The sequence below is a fragment of the Nostoc sp. genome, assembly GCF_036916975.1.
Taxonomy (GTDB): Bacteria; Cyanobacteriota; Cyanobacteriia; order Cyanobacteriales; family Nostocaceae; genus Nostoc.
On the sequence record NZ_JBALFF010000121.1, the window covers coordinates 52,367 to 69,845 of the forward strand.

A 17,479-nucleotide genomic window follows, 5' to 3' on the forward strand; every position below is an offset into this window, starting at 1 on the left:
ATTTTTCTTAATATCCTTAGCGTTCTGGCAGTTTAATAATATTGAGAATATCTCTATATGCTTACCACAAGCAGCATGAGAATTTTATTAGTTGATGATGAAGTTGAACTAACTGAACCCTTGAGTCGCTTATTAACTCGTGAGGGTTACATTGTGGATGCCGCTTACGATGGCACAAGTGGCAACGAATATGCACAAGCTGGTAGTTATGACCTACTAATTTTAGATTGGATGCTGCCAGGAAAAACGGGGTTAGAAATTTGTCAGCAATTGCGGCGACAAGGTAAAACCACTCCCGTGCTGTTTCTCACAGCTAAAGATACTCTAGATGACCGCGTACAAGGTTTAGATGCTGGTGCGGATGACTATTTAGTTAAACCTTTTGAACTGCGGGAGTTACTAGCCAGAGTCCGGGCTTTGTTGCGTCGTTCCGGTTCCCAAAGCTATGAAACTACTAGCGGACGTTTAACCGTCGCTGATTTAGAACTTGATTATGAAAATCAAGTAGCCTATCGCCAAGGAATAATAATTGAACTTTCGCAAAAAGAAAGCCAGTTACTGCAATATTTTATGGAACACACTGGGCAATTAATGACTCATGCCCAAATTATGGAAAATTTGTGGCAAGAGGAGGAACAACCCAGTAGTAATGTAATCGCAGCATTAATTCGTTTGCTGCGCCGTAAGATTGAGATAGGTAGAGAAACTACACTGATTCACACAGTCTACGGCAAAGGCTATCGTTTCGGAGCTTCCTCAGTGGAGTCAGTTTAACGGAGAAATTTTTCTATGGTGAACGCTGCTTAGTGTTTACTTAAACCCTAATTTTTAGAGAAAACAATGGTCATCAGCCTGAAAGAACTTTTAGACTTATCACTTACGAGAAGAAACACCATCTGATTTAGCTACTTACGGCTACGAACAGATTACCTTAAGTGAATTATTGGCGGAACTAAATATTGCTTTATTAGAACAATGCATCCAGATTGTAGATGAAATTCAAGCCATTGACGAATTTGAACAAGGTGCCTAAGTCTGGATAAAACTCTCCCGTTCCTTGTTACTAAAAATATATGACATAATAATTAATATAATTAAGACAACTACTAAACGATAGCGATCGCACCTTTTTGGAGCGTTATACATCGGTAGTTTATACCAATATTATAAAATCACCAAATCCTCTCTGCGCTTTTGTGCCTTTAGGTGAGACAATCTCTCAGCCAAAATATATGCAGGTATGACTGAAAACTAATGACTAGAGGTTTTTAACAACACCAAAAACTATCATTCAATAATGTTTCTACATCATTAGCAAAAGGACAATCGTCAGGAAATTTTGTTTCATATTCCTTACTCATGTTTTTCTGTGCATTCTGATAACATTCATTAGATATAGTTAAAAAATAATTACGTAAACTAGGGCAATCTCGAAGAATACGACTTAATTCCTGTTGTGTACGGCTTATTGTTGCTTCCCAACCGCCATAACATTCTGGTAAATTTACATAATTCCGTTTTAAGGCGTGTTCAAATAAAGTTGTCAAACGACTTTCTAATTCTCGTCTATCCCTCCTCCCCAATCCTTCTATCTCCTCAATTAAGTTTTCCCAGTCTACATTGCTATAATCTTGGGATTTTAAGCTATTGACAGTCTGCTCAATCCATAATGCAAAGTCTGTTACATAGAGAGTTTTTACTGGTGATTGAGTCATAAAAAACTTTAGATTGCTTTAGGAATAGTTTAACCGAAAGTATACTAAAAACCTCACTTCCATTCGTCTCCCCGTTGGCGTCAGCCTGTCGTTAGACAAGCCGAGAGAGGCTTTGAAACCCTCATTGCCTTGTAGGTAAGGGGGTCCCAGTGTGTTAGGTTTCCGAGGCTTTGGTGTTACGAAAAATACTTTTCAAACATCCTCTAAATGCGATCGCTCTTAATTATTTTTCTAAAGGTTATAAATTGCCCCATTCTGAGCTAACCACTGCTTTCGCTCCAGATAATCTGGTACAATACGCTCCACCCTATGCCAAAATGCAGTGCTGTGATCCGGTTCTATTAGATGCACTAATTCATGAACTGCCAAATACTCAATCATCTCTCGTGGTAGCATTGCTACTCGCCAGTGAAAATATAAATCCCCTTTGTGTCCGCAAGAACCCCAACGATTCCCTAACTCACGTACTTGTACTGAACGAGGTGAAGTAGTAACTCGTTTAATCAGTGCAGTAATTTGTTGTTCTACAATTAGCTGAAGGTGTTCCCGATACCACTTAATAAAGTGTTCTCTACCTTGAGCTTGGGCTGGGCGTTGTAATTCAAAGCGGCTTTGATATAGTCTTAAACATGGCTGTTGTTCAAGCTCTACTATTTTAAGCCTATAGCTGCGTCCTAGATAATAAAAACCTTCACCTGATACATATTCTTTAACGCTAACTGGTGGATTCAATGACTCTTTTTTTAAAAGTTTACTATAAATCCAGTAACGTTTCTCGCTGACAATTTTTTCTAATGTTTCTATTGGTACTTCTGGGGGAGAAGCTAAGACTAATTTACCGTCACGTTCGACGGTAATACCTACAGTGCGGCGTTTGGAACTGTGGCGAATTTCAAAACTCAAGTCGCCAAAGGTGATGGTTGTCATACCATTAAATTATCACGATTTCTCCTAGCTAGTTGGACTAATTTATCCGCGACTTCTTCGAGTTGGTTGTAACTCACTAAATCACGATTATCCAAGTAGCCGGCTATCCACCTTCTTAAATCCTCTTGGACTATTTGGCTACCCCAATTTACCCGTCGTACTTCTTGGCGGATATGTTCGACAATTTGCACAGTTGCTTGAGCAAGTTCGGGGAGTTGTTTTTGGGAATATTCACCTAAAATGTTGAGAAATGGCATTTGAGTTTTGGGATCTAATCCAGTCTCATCTGTAGTACGACCAGTTTGGATTATTTCTATATATTTCCGCAAAGCCTCAATTTTTTGTTCCCAGTTATCAGCTAAAGATTCCAGAATTTCTGTTAGTTTTTCACTTAAATTTTTGTAGTAAACTGGGTCTTCTTCATAATTTACGCTGATATGGTGACGAGCAGCAAATTCCATTTCTGCGGCTTGGGCTTTAATCGAGCGATGGCGCTGGACATGGGTTTTAAAATCCAGTGACATGATATCAATCGGTGGCACTTTTGGGTCAATACCTTGGGATTGAATATATTGATCTATTAATGCCCTAACTTTCTCTTTGGCACTAACTAGATTAAGTTTTTCATCTCTGTAGAGGTCAGCAACAGCTTTTTTAATCAAACCTAGTTTTTTGGCATCTCGAACAAAATTATAGGGCTGACGTGCTTCTGAACGCGGTAGTATTGTATCGAGAGTGTTGAGAAAGTCTTGGAAATAGTCGTTAAATTCAACTCTGAGGCGTTCATCTCTGAGCAAGTCTACACAAGCATCTACATCATCAATTGTGCAGCCATTTTTACTAAATAGAGTAATAACTTGCTGGTGTTTTTCGCACAACTTTGGCAATTCTGCACGAATATCAAACCAGGCAGATTCTGTATCAAGATTCTCGTAAACCGAGAGGGCAGCAGCGATATCAACGCCGTAATAATCGACCACTAAGCCTTCTGTTTTTTTATCATTATACACTCGGTTAACACGAGCGATCGCTTGCAATAATTCGTATTCTTTTAGTGACCTGTCTAAATATAAAACTTGTTCTAACGGAGCATCAAAACCCGTTAGCAGCATATTTTTTACAATTAAAATCCCTAAACTATCTTGGTCTAAAGACTTTTTAAATTTCTCAATATTAATTTCTTGTTGACTTTTATCTGTCCATTTTTTCCAACTACCGTCATCTCCTTTATCACCAGAGATGATTGTAGCAAATTCTAGTTTGCGTATGGTTTCAAGATGTGGGAGTGCTTGAGCAAAAAAACGAGTTTCCGCATCAAGCGATTCTAAAGCCTCCATATTGAGACTTTGCAGAAGGGGTGCGCGTTGTTCTAGCTGCTGTACTATTTCTCGTTGCGCTTCCACAAATGCTTCTTGATAACGGACGGCGGCGAGACGAGTAGAGGCGACAACTTGCGCTTTAAAGCCTCCTGCTAAAATGCGCTCAATATAATGATGCAGCATACTTTTAGCTTTGGCTTTAATTAATTCCCGTGCTTCGCCAACTTGAGTTTTAGTCGCGTATTTAGCTTTAATTTGCGCCCGTTCTTCTGGGGTTTTATCAGCAAAGATAATTTCAAAAAGTTTGTCGAGGTCATCACCTTGAGTTACAGTACCTCTAGCTTCTAATCCTTCGTAAACAATCGGCAAAGTGACTTTATCCTCTTGGCATTGGCGGATATTGTATTCGTCGATAAATGAACCAAAAATTTGCAGCGTGGTTTTTTTCGCAGCTTTAACAATCGGTGTACCAGTAAAGCCGATACGGACACAGTTAGGTAAGGCTTCTAATAAATTGGTGTGCAGGGTTTTGGCGTGAGAACGGTGTGCTTCATCAATTAGCACTAAGATATTTTCGGAAGGTTTGAGGTTTTTCGGAATCGGTTCAATTTCTGCTTCTTCATCAGAATCTTCGCCGCCTTTAAATTTCTGAATCATTCCGAAGACTAAGCCAGCGCCTGGTTGTTGCAAGTATTTTTCTAGCTTTTTGACGTTTTTAGCCTTTTGTAATGGTTCCCCGGTGAGGAAGGCGGTATCTGCGAGTTGTTTTTCTAAGTCGCGGCGATCGGTGACAACCACAATTTTGAAACTGCGTAATTCTGGGATAGTGCGAATTTTCCGAATTAGGTAAACCATTGTCAGGCTTTTACCTGAGCCTTGAGTATGCCAGATAATCCCACCGCGTTGATCATCTGTGCCATGTTGGGCGCGGGTTTGATTATGTTGCAGTCGGTGCAGTGCTTTATAAACTGCCCGATATTGCTGGTAACGGGGGACAATTTTGATAGTGCGATCGCCACTGGTTTTAAATAGAGTGAAATTATGTAGAATGTCGATCAAATTAGCTGGTTTCAACATTCCGACAATCAGAGTTTGGCGAGAATTTGACCTCTCCCCCAACCCCTCCCCAGCCAGGGGAGGGGAGTCATTTTCCCCCATTCCGTTGTCGGGAAAGGGAGTTAGGGGGGTTAGATCAGTTTTCCAATCAACATAATGTTCATAATTTGCGCCGATGGTTCCGGCTGTTGCCCGTCCTCTAGAGGCTGCTATCATCAGCAGATTGTAGTGGAATAATTTTTCTGTGCCTTCTGGTTGACTGCTACCCCGTTGGTTGGAATATTTCAATAAGTCTCGAATTGCTTCAGTTATCGGGTTATCTAAATTGGGACTTTTACATTCAATCACTACTAGAGGAATGCCGTTAACAAGTAGTACCATGTCTGGGACGATAAACCCCCGATTACCAGTTGCCCAAGGCGGGTTTACTCGGTATTGATTGATGACGAGAAAATTGTTGAGGTGAAGATATTCAGGATTAAATTCAATAAAATGAACGGTGTGCTGTTTGCCGTCTTCTCCTAAAACTGTCGTTCCTTTGAGTAGCAATTCTGTAGCGGCTTGGTTGGCTTCCATTAATCTATTTGCACCCAGGCGTTCTAACTGACTGACTGCGGTTTGAACTTGTATATCATCTAGCCAGGGATTACCGTTGTCATCTAAGTTAATGCGTTTAATAGCGGCTTTGAGGCGTTCAGTCAGTAAAACTTGCTTAAAGTTTTCCCGTTCGGTAATTGCGGGATTGTCCCAACTGCCTTGTATATATTGCCATCCCATACTTGTGAGTTGTTGAATGATGGGTTTTTCTACATGAGTATATTCTGGGGTTGGTTGTGACATGGTGATAGTTTTTACATTAAAGGATACACCTAATATATTTTGTACCAAGCTCAACAGCCTCGGCGAATGGAATAGAGCCTCCGGCCCGCCTGCCGTAGGATGCCCAAAGGGCTGTAGGGCGAACGCGGCTACACAGGCTTTCGTCCGCACTTCGACAGGCTCAGTGACCACCTACGCGGACTAAAAGAAAATTAAGGCTTTTTAACCCACGGAGGTGGGTTTTGTTTGTGTAGACGCGGTTTCTAACCGCCCATTTTGTGACTTGGCATATATTGGCAATTTTTGCCATAATACGAATATCGAAAAATAAAAGGTTAAGCATCAATGACGACACTTAACATATCTTTGCCCGATGCAATGCGGGCTTTTATTGATGAGCAGGTTGCAAAAGGTGGTTACAGTACTGCGAGTGAGTATATTCGTGATTTAGTTCGCCAAGCTCAAAAGAAAGCAGATAAAGATAAGTTAGAGATGATGTTGTTGGAGGGTTTGGAGAGTGGTGAACCGATTGAAGTAACAGATGAGTGGTGGGAACAAAAACGCGCTCAAATGATGCAACGTTTCCGCCAGCAAAAGAAATGACACAACGCATTATTATTAGCCCAAAGGCAAGCCAAGATATATTTATACATTTATAAAATGCCGGGGTGAGTGGGTGAGTCAGTTATCTGATGAGGAGATTTATCAGGAAGTCGCTAAGATAGTTATACAGTTTGAACTGTATAAATGCGACAAATGCGCTATTGCTGTCATGCAGTGGTTAAAAGAAAATGGTATCAATGGCACAATTGTTAAAATTCAAACCCCGTATGGTGAAGATTATATAATTAGTACACGTCTTGAAAATCAGGGAATAACCGATTCGATTACACTGAATGGAATTCATTACGGAGTAGAGGTTAAAAGAAGAATATTTGATAATCTCTCTACGGAGGGATTGACTCAAGAAGATTGGCTAAATGATTTTCAATGTCCTAGTGGAGATTTTCTGATTGACTATTTAGATGAGCTTTAGAATTGAAATATTAGTAGCTAGTAGGAAAAAATTAAGATGAGTAAATTATTTGAAATCTTGCAAAAAATTAAATCTAAGCCAGGAATGTATATCGGGCGTGCTTCTGTTAGCGATCTGTTTCATTTTTTAGTTGGTTTTAAAACCGCCTTAAGAGAATTAGAAGTTAAAGCAACTGAGGAAGAAATGGATTTTTATCAAGAGTTTCAGCCTTGGGTACAGAAAAAATATCATGTATCAACTTCTAACTCTTGGGCAAAGATTATTATGCTCCACTGTGGGAGTGAACAAGAGGGTTTAAATAGTTTCTATCGGTTGTTAGATGAGTTTCAAAATCGAGATAAAAGTTTAGAACCTCAACGGAAGGTAACTGCTAGTTATGAGGTTACTAATAAAAGTTGATATCTAGAGATTTTTCACCCGCACTTTACCAGTTAATAAGTCTTGCATTAGTCCTTGTTTTTGGAGTTTGAGCTTTTTAAGGTAGGCTTCTTCTGTGCGGATGCGAGTATTGTGTTCTTCATATATCTGGGCAATTTTATATTGTTCTGTAGGTTCTGGAACAATAATTAAAAGAGGCCGCAAATCTTCAAGATTAATGTTTTTCTGGGCGCTTTGTGGTGCGCGTGCATCTAGTTGCTGTTTAGCACAACGGATACATAGTTCTATATAGCGAACACTATTTGGTGCTTTGACAACTGCTCCAACAACACTATCAGGAAAAAACATAGGAATACCAAGAATTGCTGTATCCGCAATATTAGCTGCGATAGTAATTGCAATAGTATTAATAGGAAATTCACAGCTTACCGTAATCCCACGTTTGTTTAAAGTTTGACTATATGTTGTAAGTATTCCTCCTGTGACTTTTGTAATATCTCCTGTTTGAATAAATGGATATGAACCATCATAAAAACGAGGATCATTCCGAGGTCTATGAGTAAACTTTCCTCTATCTACATCAGCCAATTCAGACAGAGGTTTGACTTCCCAATCTTTCGGGATTTGTCCCAGCGCCGAATCTTTGAACTGTTCAGGATGCGCCTGTGGATCTCTCAATTTGCCATCGTCATCTAACCCGCGTGTGAGCAAGTCTTGCAGTAGTCCGGCTTTGGTTTGTTTAAGTTTTATAATAAGGGAAGATGTGCGTGCGATCGTATCATCCACCGTATCCAAAATCTCAGCAATACCTTCCTGTTCTTTTTTAGATGGTAAAGGAACAGGCAAAGGCGCAATGTCAGGCTGAGAAATAGTAGTCATAGTGACTTGTTTAGCCCGACTCATCAAAAACTTCTTTGCCCATGATGAACGACACCATAAAGCAAGAAATTCAGGAATCACCTTATTCTTGTCTGGACGCACTCTCATCAAATGGCATTCAAACAAAGCAGCTTCCGGTAAACTACGAATGATATTACAATGTGCTATCCCAGATAAAACAAGAGAGCTTCGAGTAAAAAAACAGTCTCCTGGTTGAATCGCATATTTACTTTGTTCTTTTTCAGTAGCATTAACCCGTTCTACTAAACTTAAATCAATACCAAAATCTTGATATAAATCAAAGACGTTAACGAGAGGATAACCTGAACCAACTAATTCTGGTTTTTTAAAGAAACCGTTGGAAATACCACTAACAGAGAGTTCTCGTAAAGTTTTTACTTCCCAATCTTTCGGAATCCTGCCAATAGCCGAATCCTTAAACTCCTCATTCTTAACCAAAACCTCACGCATACCCCAACCCCTGCAAAAGCTCATTTAACCAGCTTTCAGGGTAGCTTTTCAAAACCAGCCTGAACAAAATGCTTGTCAAAACTTAAAGCTGTACGAATTCCCAACTGTTTCATTACCACAAACGAAACACAATCAGTTAGCGAATAAGACTTCATACTGCTGGAATAATCGCCACCCCTCAAAAAAATCCTGACAATCTTCATTACTCAAAGCAGCCCGCGCCCCTTCCAAACGCTTCACCAATTCATTCTTTAACGTCTTTAATTTTGCCTTTGCTTCTTTCAACTGCTGAACAATTTTCTTATAGGGTTCTAGTTGCGCTTCTATTTCGGCAATCTCCACTTCATTCTCTTCAATAAAAATCTCAAGTTCAGCAATTTTATCCTTATTTAATAAAGGTGTCTTCTTTAAAATCTTGAGTTCTTTCTTCGGCTCTTTAATCAAATTTTTTATATACTTAAGGTCTGTCTCTAAATCCTTGACAATATTAACCGCTTCTGATTCTTCACCTTCTTCAACATCCGCCTCAGCTTCCTCTCCTTGCTCAAAAGCTGACTTTTGCTGTTCTAATTCCGCAATTTTCGCCTCAGCTTCAGCAATATCTTGTAAATAATCCGGCATCAATCGCCCAACCAATTTATGATTTAGAGGGTCAAATTTTGTCTGCTTTTTCTTCTCATCATCATCTTGCTCTAAAGCATCTTTAATTGTATCTACCCAACTATCAACTAAACCACCAAAATCTGACTCTGATAAAGTTCTTAGTTCATACCTCTGTTCGTTCCACCAACTAGCAACCACACCCGCCACTTTAAAGCGGTCAAGTAATCCCACAGGTTGCAAACTATCCACAAAAGAACTAAAAAACTCCGCGCGGAGTTCCATCACCTTTTTAGTTTTCGGCAACTCACCCAAACTAGCCGAGTGTACTTGCCACCAAGCAGCAAACATATTATAAAGTTTGCCTTCTTGCTGCTGCACACCAGCATCAGATTCTATAAAAGTTTTAATTTGAGAACGTTCTGTGATTGGAGAAATAAAATCAAGATAATCATTCATCTATGTAAAAATCTGCTGTAAATTTAAAACAAAACCAGGGAGAATATCTTCACCGGATAAACTTGTGGGAGATTGTAAAACTTCTGGTGCAAGATTTGGGCGATAAATGATTACTTGTTTATCTTTAGGGTTAATTAACCAACCCAGTTGTAAGCCATTTGCTAAATATTCTTGCATCTTAGCTTTAGTATCTTCCACATCATCAGTTTCAGAAACTAATTCCACTGCAAAATCAGGACACAAAGGGAGAAATTTCCTTCTTTGTTCTTGGGTAAGAGCATCCCATCTTTCTATTTTTACCCAAGAAGCATCAGGTGAACGAGTTGCTCCATTTGGCAGTTTAAACCCAGTAGAAGAATCAAAAGCTTTTCCGAGCTTATTTTGTCTGTTCCAAACTCCTAAATCAAGATACAGTTCAAAATTACGGTTTCCCGTTTCTCCCCCAGTAGGTGACATGATAATTAATTCCCCTTCAGCAGTTAACTCTAGTCGTAATTCCTTATTCACAGCGACAATTTGTGCAAATTCCTCATCAGTAAATTGCAGATTAGGAGGTAATTGTAAGGTTACAGTCATAATTAAACACCATCAAAATTAAATATTGACCTCACTTCCATTCCTCTCTCCTTTTAGGAGAGAGGCTTTGAATTTCCCCCTTCCCTATAAGGTAAGGGGGCTAGGGGGTTAGGTCTTTCTTCCCACAAAAATCCTAGTTGCATCAAACCCATGTGCTGCTAATAGCGAAGATTTAGCCTCCACCTCTACTTTAGGAATTCCCCCCAACAAATGCGCCCGTACATCGTGCGGTTCTGGCGGTGGCGCGTTGTCAGCATAGCGGCGGATATTGCAGTTGTAATCGTTATCTCTTAATTCTTCTTTAGTTACTACTGCCGAATATCCTGATAAAGACAGAAAATTTTCAAACACCCAGGAAATCTTTTCGATATGCTCAGGACGCAAATAATTTTGAGCGCGACCTGCATAATATTCAGCATCAGCATTAATAAACAAAACTTTTCCCTGGCGTTCAACTGGTTTCGCCCCTTGTGGACACATCACCAAAATACAGGCAGGGATACCAGTACCATAAAACAAATTGGGTGGTAAGCCAATCACCGCCTCTAATTGATCGTTTTTAATAAAACTCTCCCGAATTTTCTTTTCTTCTCCGCCGCGAAACAGCACCCCATGCGGCATTACTGTCGCCATCATCCCATCAGTTTTGAGAACAGCTAACATGTGCTGGGCAAACATCAAATCTGCTTTTTTACCCGTCTCAGGACAATAACCATGCGTAAAGCGTCCAGAAAATTGCATTCCTTCGCGGCTATAGTTTTGAGAAAAAGGCGGATTACTGATTACTCGCTCAAAGCGGATTAGTTCACCGTCAGCAATATGCAAGGGATTAAACAGAGTATCGTCATTATGTATATCTGCATCTCGAATCCCGTGCAGCAGCATATTAATTTTGCAAATTGCCCATACGCCGCCGTTATTATCTTGACCGTATAGTGCTAAATTTCTGGCATCACGACCGGATTCTTCTACATATTGCTTGGACTGAATCAACATTCCCCCAGAACCACAACAGGGATCGTAAACTGACATCCCAGGTTGAGGTTTTAACAGGCGCACCATCAGCTGCACTACTTCACGCGGCGTATAAAACTCGCCGCCTTTTTTCCCGGCTGAATCTGCAAACTCTTTAATCAGGTATTCGTAAGCCGCACCCAGCAAATCAGGAAATACAAAATCCTCATTTCGCAAACGATATTTATTGAAGTGTTTAATCAGTTCGCGCAATTTGACATCAGGAATCCGATTTTTACCAGCTTGACGATTAAAATCAATATGTTTTAATACACCTGTGAGCGCTTCGTTACTTTCCTCAAATGCCGTCAAAGCATCATTTAGCCCTTGTCCGACGTTTTTATGTAGCTGATCACGAATATATGCCCACCGCGCTTTTTCTGGTACAAAAAAAGTTTCTTGGTAACTGATGGGGCTTTCTGCCCTCATGTTTGCTTCTTCTTGTGTCCTTCCCCTTTGCAAATTCTGCTGCAAAATCTGCTCATATTGCGGCTCAAATACATCCGAGGCGCGTTTTAAAAAAAGCATCCCGAAGATGTATTCTTTAAAGTCTGAAGCATCCATCTTTCCCCGCAGAATATCCGCAGCAGAAAAAAGATGACGTTCTAGTTGCGGCAGCGTGAGTTTGCCCATAGTAAATGCTGAGATTGCGACATTAATGCTTTGCCAGTATATCTCTTGTTGAGAAACACTCCAACACACTTCCAATTTGCTGAAGTCTAATCTTTCAACTTGCTAGCTATACGCTCGTGTATTATAGGAAAGTTACATCCTAGTTCTCTAAAGTGCCATTAATTTCTTAAAGATGATAAGCTAAACCACATCTAGTTTGCATAATTTGAAATTGTACATTTCTTGTGGGGTGGGCGACACGAGCGCCCAATATATGCAAGTTAAATGTGGAACAGCTTATTAATCTCTTAACAATGAGATTAATTAGTGAGAAGTCACAATAATCTGTTAACAGTGACAAATAATTAGTTAATGTACAAAATACATTAAAATAATTCGTAATTCGTAATTCGTAATTCGTAATTCGTAATTCGTAATTAAGTTTTGTAATGAAGAGTGCTGTTGTGGGGACGGTTTCCGACTCGCATTACTTCGGGGGATTTGAACCCCAATACAAAACTTACCGATTACAGAACCGGGGGACTTAAACCCGCGCACAGCAGTTAAAAGTGGGTGACGAGGGATTTGAACCCGCAACCAATAGATTAAGAGTCTACTGCTCTACCGTTGAGCTAGTCACCCACACGAATAACCATCATAGCAGACTCCTGATAAATTAGCTAGTGCCGCGCCCAAAAAATGAATTAAAGCGGGAATTTGATGGTGAAGGTGGTTTGACCGGCTCCACTCTCTACATAAATTGAGCCGCCTAAATGTCTGACCATTTTCTGGACTAATGCCAATTCGAGTCCAGTGCCGCTATGTTTCCAAGGATCGTGTTTGGAAAGGTGATAGAAAGGCTCAAATATCCGTGACAGTTCATTGCTGGTAAGCTCTAGCCCCGAATTGCTAATATTAAGCTCTACTGCATCCCCTCTCAGGTGAGCAGAGACTGTGACAGACTCGCCTGCTGGGGTATATTTGCAGACATGGCTGAGTAGTTCGGTGATAATCCGCTCCAGATCGGTGATATCTGTTTCTAAAAGCGGGAGTGCAGGATCAACACTCAGGTATAACTGCTGTCGCTGGCAGTTGGTGAGGTGTCGAAAAGACTCGATAATGGGGTGAAACCAACTTTGTAAGTCAATAGCAATCAAAGTTGGGGGATCGGGTTCGGCTTCTAGATATGTGAGTGTAAGTAGATCGTTGATTAACTTGCTTTCTCGCGCACACTCGTTATGCAATATCTGCAAGAGTTGTGGAACTATTTCTATCTCTAATATTTCTGCTGGTGTGAGGACACTTTCGAGGGTTTGGGCTGCAAGGCTGATGCTAGTTATTGGTGTCCGCAGTTCTTGGGACAGGGTTCTGAGAAATTGGTTTTTGAGTTGATCGCATTTTTCTAATTCTTTTACCTGTGCTTGGGTTTGTTTGTAAAGCTGGGCTTGACGAATGGCGATCGCACATTCACTTGCTACCTGCTGCACTAACTCGATTTCAAATTCATCAAATGCCTCTTGTGATGGTCTTGTCAACCAAATGTTTCCTAAAATCCCTTGAGTATCGAAAATTGGACAAGCCATCTGGGACATAACCAATAGCTTTGGTTGCCATCCCGGCACAATTTCTAAAAATTGCAATGGTTGTTTTTGCAACAGTGGCTGATAAACTTCAAGACGGTCTGCAATCTTTTTAGTCAATCCTTCACACTGAGGTAGGTTAATGCTGTACTCGTAGGTAATGGTAACCAGAGTTTCACAGGTGCTATAGAGTTCGATTTGGCAACGGTCAAGGTTGAGTAACTCTGCTAATTCCTGAGTCACTGTCTGCAACACCTGAGTTTCATCTAGGCTGTCGCGGATTTGTTCTGTCATGCGTCGCACCAAGGCTTGAAATCGCACCTGCTGCAACTGATTTTTTTGCTTCTGTTTTTGCAACTCCAACTTTGCTTCGAGATCGTTGATTTGCTGACGAAGTTCTGTCTGTTCAGCAGCAATGCCGATTTGAGTTGCCAACTGTTTGAGTAAATCGGTTTCTGTTTGCTGCCATTGACGCGATTGGTGACAGTGCTGGGCAATCAATAGCCCCCACATATCTTGCTCTTTGAAAATCGGCACGACTAGATTAGCTCTCACCTGCAAAGATGCCAGAAAATCTATATGGCAAGGATGTAACCCAGATGCATAAATATCTTCAACAACTTGAATGCAACCTCGCCCGTAGTGTTCTGGATTGCCACTAAAGCAGGGATCGGTGATGTTTTTTCCCAACAGGGGATCAGTCACAGTTGATTCGGCTATGATTACTCCACTGCTATCAGCCTCGAAGCGATAAATTAGGACGCGATCGCAATTCAAAAATTGTCGCAGTTCTATTGTTGTCTGATGCAGAATTGTCTCAAATTCTACAGATTGGTGAATTCGGGCTGCGATCGCAAAAAGTAGTTGCTCCCGTTCAACCTGAAGTCCAACTACTTGTTCTGCTTGCTTCACAGGAGTAATATTGCTACTAGTACCAATCAGTCGATAAATCCGAGAGTTAGCATCCCTTAGCGGGGTGAGAGTCGTACTCCACCAAGTCGGAACCCCCTGGAATTGCAAACATTGTTCGTAAGAAATAGTTTTGCCGAATAGCACACATTCAGCATAATGTTGACGTACCTTAGCGGCATCGATGGCGGAGAGAATATCCTCTGGTTTTTTCCCCCGGAGATCATCTGAGTGAATGCCTATCCACCGCTCATGAGTGGGATTAAGTGCCACATATCGAAAATCTCCGTCCTCTAAAACATCAACTACAAATATTGATGCTTGCACAGAATCGTACATGCTCAGTAGAAATTGCTCACTACTACTTTTCTCATCTACTTCTGTGCCAAAGAGCATCTGAGGTGGTGATAATTTTGTCAACTCCATAGTTGATTCCGTTGGATTTATATTCATGCGAGAGTCCCTGTCTGGTATTACTGACTCTTCTAGGCGCTCTCTTGTGGTTATGCTTGTAGTCGATGCACTTTAGCGCCTATAGCAAAGTCTTGTCAGCTGTTGCTCATCGAAATTTGGATCTTTCTCTACTTCTTGTCAGAAATCTAGGAAAGCTAATAAAAGTCAGCTTAACAAATCCTGCTTTTTGAAGGCGAAAATACATTTGCAGATTAGGGCAAACTTACTGAAAATAAGTTTTTAACAGTTTTTTCAGATTTTTGCATATATCTAAGTGCAAGCATCAGTATACATCAATTTAATTTACAATTTTTAATAAAGGGAGTGGGGAATGGGAACTTACGTTCGCAACTTATGAGCATTCATTCCCGTGAGGATACCAACTAAGAGCCAAGTAATAGCTAATCCCATGACTTCGCCTAAGAATAACTGCATGAGGCGGTGTAAGATCGTGCCGATAGCAGAACCCACGGGGACAGCAAAAGCCCAACTTGCCGAAGAGACAAATATCCATCGCCACGCGTTATGCTGGGGAATTGCTAACCATTGTGCTAATCCAATCCCCAAGCCGCCAAGCGCCCCATAAACCGCCCCATACAGCATTCTCACAGGGAAAATCTGAGTGCTAGGGACTATCCAACCCACTGCACCAATACCGATAGCGGTGATGATACTCCAACCTAAAAGACTTGACAAAATCCACCTGATACAATACTTAGGTTCTTTGAGAAGACAACCTTGAGGAAGTGCAATTATAAATCCGCCGATAGCCGCCTCTACCACTCCAATATCTGGTTTATCGCCAACTTCAATAAACAGTAAACTTAATAAAAAACCGCCAAAAGTAGCAAAAGTCCACAGCAATATAAAGCTAAATCTAGTATTTTCGGACGCGAATGGCATCAAAGTTTCTTTGTTTGTAATAAGTAAGTCGGCGTAAATAATCATCACTGGTTTGTAGTTGCGCTTTAGCGCATCCTTATCCGGATGCGCTAAAGCGCAACTACGAGCTAAATACAGAGATTTTACTTTTCGTTACATAGTTTGGTTTTTTCTCGCCGACCTAGTTAGTCTGACAGTTTTAGCATTAAACAGATCAAAAAAACCTTTGCGTCGCTGTTGGGGTGATTCCGGTACAATGTAACCCCAGAGACTCTCCCAGTAAAAAAAGGAGATACCATCAAAATTGCGATCGCGCACCACTTGAACTTGTTCTCTAATTTGTGCCATTTTCACAGGATTACGCACCGTTCCCGTTGATATGCCAATACCCACAGGTATTAGACTTTGAGCCAATTTTATCGATGATTGTTCCAGTTGAGCGATAAAAGAGTTTTTGTCATTGCGATACACCTGCAAAATTAACTCATTAACTAAGCCTTTTTTTACCCAATTTTCCCAATCTTGCAAATAGTATTTGTAGGCAAAAGCTTGATAGTTAGGAGACAGAGATATTCTAACTTTAGGTTTAACTGCCTTGACAGCTTGATAGATTTCTGCCATAAAATCAGTAATTTTGTCTGCTCGCCACCGCATCCATTCTGAGTTAAAAGGATCAGTTGGGGGGCTTTTGCCTTGATGCTCTTGCTGGTAGAGTTCAATAGTGAAGCGATCGTAGCCAAACTGTACCGGCATCCCAAAATGATCGTCAAGCTGAATACCATCCACATCGTAATTTCTGACTACTTCTAAAATTAACTCTTGAATAAACTCTTGCACTTGCGGATGTAAGGGATTTAACCAAGCCACCTTACTAACCAAAACATTACCGATTTCTTCTGGTGGAGCATCTTGGGTAGATTTTATCCCTTCTTGCCCAATTGTCAACCAGTCGGGATAACGCCTTGCTAATTGTGAATAATGCGGCGTCATAAACCCGTATTCAAACCAGGGAATTACTCTCAAATCTTTATTTTTGGCAAGTGTCACTATCTTTGCTAAAACATCCTGTCCACCGTGCATGAAGTTGAGCAAAGGTTGAGTCTCTGAGCCTGTAGTCATTTTAGCTACAGCACTCTTATAAAAAGTATGTCCTCGGTTCCAAACTACAGGATAAATTGTATTAAAGTTGAGAGTCGATAATTGGTTTATAGCACGGTTAATACCCCAAGGAATAAATAGTACACCACTAGCAACATTAGTGAGCCAAACGCCGCGAATTTCTGTAGTTAAAGGGCTTATATTTTGGGAATAAACTGGCATTGAAGAGGGGGAAAAAACTGTTAAAATGACTACTAATCCCAAACACAGTAAGTAAGAAACACAACGACGAGCAACCCGATTCATTTGTAAGCCTGACCTAGTGCGATCGGAATATTATATATAACTACAAAATAAAGTTATAATCCTCCGGGTGATGTAAAGAAATAATGATTGAGAATTCAGGAGTCAGGAATCAGAACTCAGGAGTTAGAGGTCAGAATAGTTGAAATAATACGGAGCCAATTTTGGTCATGAATATACTTAACGATACCAAAATCTGATAAACTCCAAACTCCAAACTCCAAACTCCAAACTCCAAACTCCAAACTCCAAACTCCAAACTCCAAACTCCAAACTCCAAACTCCAAACTCCAAACTCAAAACTCCAAACTCCAAACTCCAAACTCCAAACTCCAAACTCCAAACTCCAAACTCCAAACTCCAAACTCCAAACTCCAAACTCCAAACTCCAAA

At 40.6% G+C, this 17,479-nt stretch carries 14 protein-coding genes, 1 tRNA gene and 2 pseudogenes; 5 read left to right on the forward strand and 12 right to left on the reverse strand.

Translation table 11 applies throughout. The features are described from left to right. Positions 1–75: 75 nt before the first annotated feature. Together rppA and V7K73_RS28075 are read left to right on the forward strand one after the other, a co-directional pair. Positions 76–774 (forward strand): two-component system response regulator RppA, encoded by a 699-nt coding sequence (rppA, locus tag V7K73_RS28070; protein ID WP_334885132.1) that lies wholly within the window; start codon positions 76–78, stop codon positions 772–774. Between the two features lie 97 nt (positions 775–871). Continuing rightward, positions 872–1,033: pseudogene (locus V7K73_RS28075) on the forward strand (Uma2 family endonuclease); the annotation flags it as partial. 235 nt (positions 1,034–1,268) lie between these two features. Here the strand turns inward: V7K73_RS28075 and V7K73_RS28080 are convergent. The 3 genes from V7K73_RS28080 to V7K73_RS28090 all read right to left on the reverse strand — a co-directional run bounded on the left by V7K73_RS28080 (position 1,269) and on the right by V7K73_RS28090 (position 6,028). Further along, positions 1,269–1,715: a DUF29 domain-containing protein gene (locus tag V7K73_RS28080; RefSeq protein WP_334885106.1), complete on the reverse strand. Its 447-nt coding sequence runs from the start codon at positions 1,713–1,715 to the stop codon at positions 1,269–1,271. A gap of 231 nt (positions 1,716–1,946) precedes the next feature. Next, the gene (locus V7K73_RS28085; protein WP_334885108.1) at positions 1,947–2,642 is read right to left on the reverse strand and encodes a M48 family metallopeptidase; all 696 of its coding nucleotides are present in this window, start codon (positions 2,640–2,642) and stop codon (positions 1,947–1,949) included. Beyond that, entirely contained in the window at positions 2,639–6,028 is a 3,390-nt protein-coding gene (locus tag V7K73_RS28090) for a type I restriction endonuclease subunit R (RefSeq protein ID WP_334885110.1), read from the reverse strand. The genes V7K73_RS28085 and V7K73_RS28090 overlap by 4 nt, the downstream gene beginning before the upstream one ends. 153 nt (positions 6,029–6,181) lie before the next feature. Here V7K73_RS28090 and V7K73_RS28095 point away from each other — a divergent pair, with 153 nt between their 5' ends. The 3 genes from V7K73_RS28095 (at position 6,182) to V7K73_RS28105 (ending at position 7,271) form a co-directional block, all read left to right on the forward strand. After that, on the forward strand, positions 6,182–6,439 hold the full coding sequence (locus V7K73_RS28095; RefSeq protein WP_334885111.1) for a type II toxin-antitoxin system ParD family antitoxin: 258 nt from the start codon (positions 6,182–6,184) through the stop codon (positions 6,437–6,439). A 73-nt stretch (positions 6,440–6,512) separates the two neighbouring features. Then, the gene (locus tag V7K73_RS28100) at positions 6,513–6,872 is read left to right on the forward strand and encodes a papain fold toxin domain-containing protein (RefSeq protein WP_334885113.1); all 360 of its coding nucleotides are present in this window, start codon (positions 6,513–6,515) and stop codon (positions 6,870–6,872) included. A 36-nt stretch (positions 6,873–6,908) separates the two neighbouring features. Next, positions 6,909–7,271, forward strand: coding sequence for a hypothetical protein (locus tag V7K73_RS28105; RefSeq protein WP_334885115.1), 363 nt, complete (start codon positions 6,909–6,911; stop codon positions 7,269–7,271). 3 nt (positions 7,272–7,274) lie between these two features. Here V7K73_RS28105 and V7K73_RS28110 read toward each other — a convergent pair whose 3' ends face one another. The 9 genes and pseudogenes from V7K73_RS28110 to V7K73_RS28150 all read right to left on the reverse strand — a co-directional run. After that, complete coding sequence (locus V7K73_RS28110) at positions 7,275–8,600, reverse strand: restriction endonuclease subunit S (protein WP_334885117.1); 1,326 nt, start codon at positions 8,598–8,600, stop codon at positions 7,275–7,277. A 132-nt stretch (positions 8,601–8,732) separates the two neighbouring features. Further along, a complete protein-coding gene (locus tag V7K73_RS28115; protein WP_334885119.1) occupies positions 8,733–9,659 on the reverse strand; it encodes a hypothetical protein in 927 nt (308 codons plus the stop codon). Continuing rightward, a complete protein-coding gene (locus V7K73_RS28120; protein ID WP_334885134.1) occupies positions 9,660–10,238 on the reverse strand; it encodes a Uma2 family endonuclease in 579 nt (192 codons plus the stop codon). It lies immediately after the preceding gene. Between the two features lie 105 nt (positions 10,239–10,343). Next, positions 10,344–11,882 (reverse strand): type I restriction-modification system subunit M, encoded by a 1,539-nt coding sequence (locus tag V7K73_RS28125; protein ID WP_334885120.1) that lies wholly within the window; start codon positions 11,880–11,882, stop codon positions 10,344–10,346. 549 nt (positions 11,883–12,431) lie between these two features. Beyond that, positions 12,432–12,503: transfer RNA gene (locus V7K73_RS28130), tRNA-Lys, on the reverse strand. A gap of 62 nt (positions 12,504–12,565) precedes the next feature. Beyond that, positions 12,566–14,803: a sensor histidine kinase gene (locus V7K73_RS28135; RefSeq protein ID WP_334885122.1), complete on the reverse strand. Its 2,238-nt coding sequence runs from the start codon at positions 14,801–14,803 to the stop codon at positions 12,566–12,568. A gap of 339 nt (positions 14,804–15,142) precedes the next feature. After that, the gene (locus V7K73_RS28140; protein WP_334885136.1) at positions 15,143–15,706 is read right to left on the reverse strand and encodes a hypothetical protein; all 564 of its coding nucleotides are present in this window, start codon (positions 15,704–15,706) and stop codon (positions 15,143–15,145) included. A 132-nt stretch (positions 15,707–15,838) separates the two neighbouring features. Next, complete coding sequence (locus V7K73_RS28145) at positions 15,839–17,089, reverse strand: glycoside hydrolase family 10 protein (RefSeq protein WP_334885124.1); 1,251 nt, start codon at positions 17,087–17,089, stop codon at positions 15,839–15,841. Between the two features lie 177 nt (positions 17,090–17,266). After that, positions 17,267–17,479 (reverse strand): annotated as a pseudogene (locus tag V7K73_RS28150) (hypothetical protein); the annotation flags it as partial.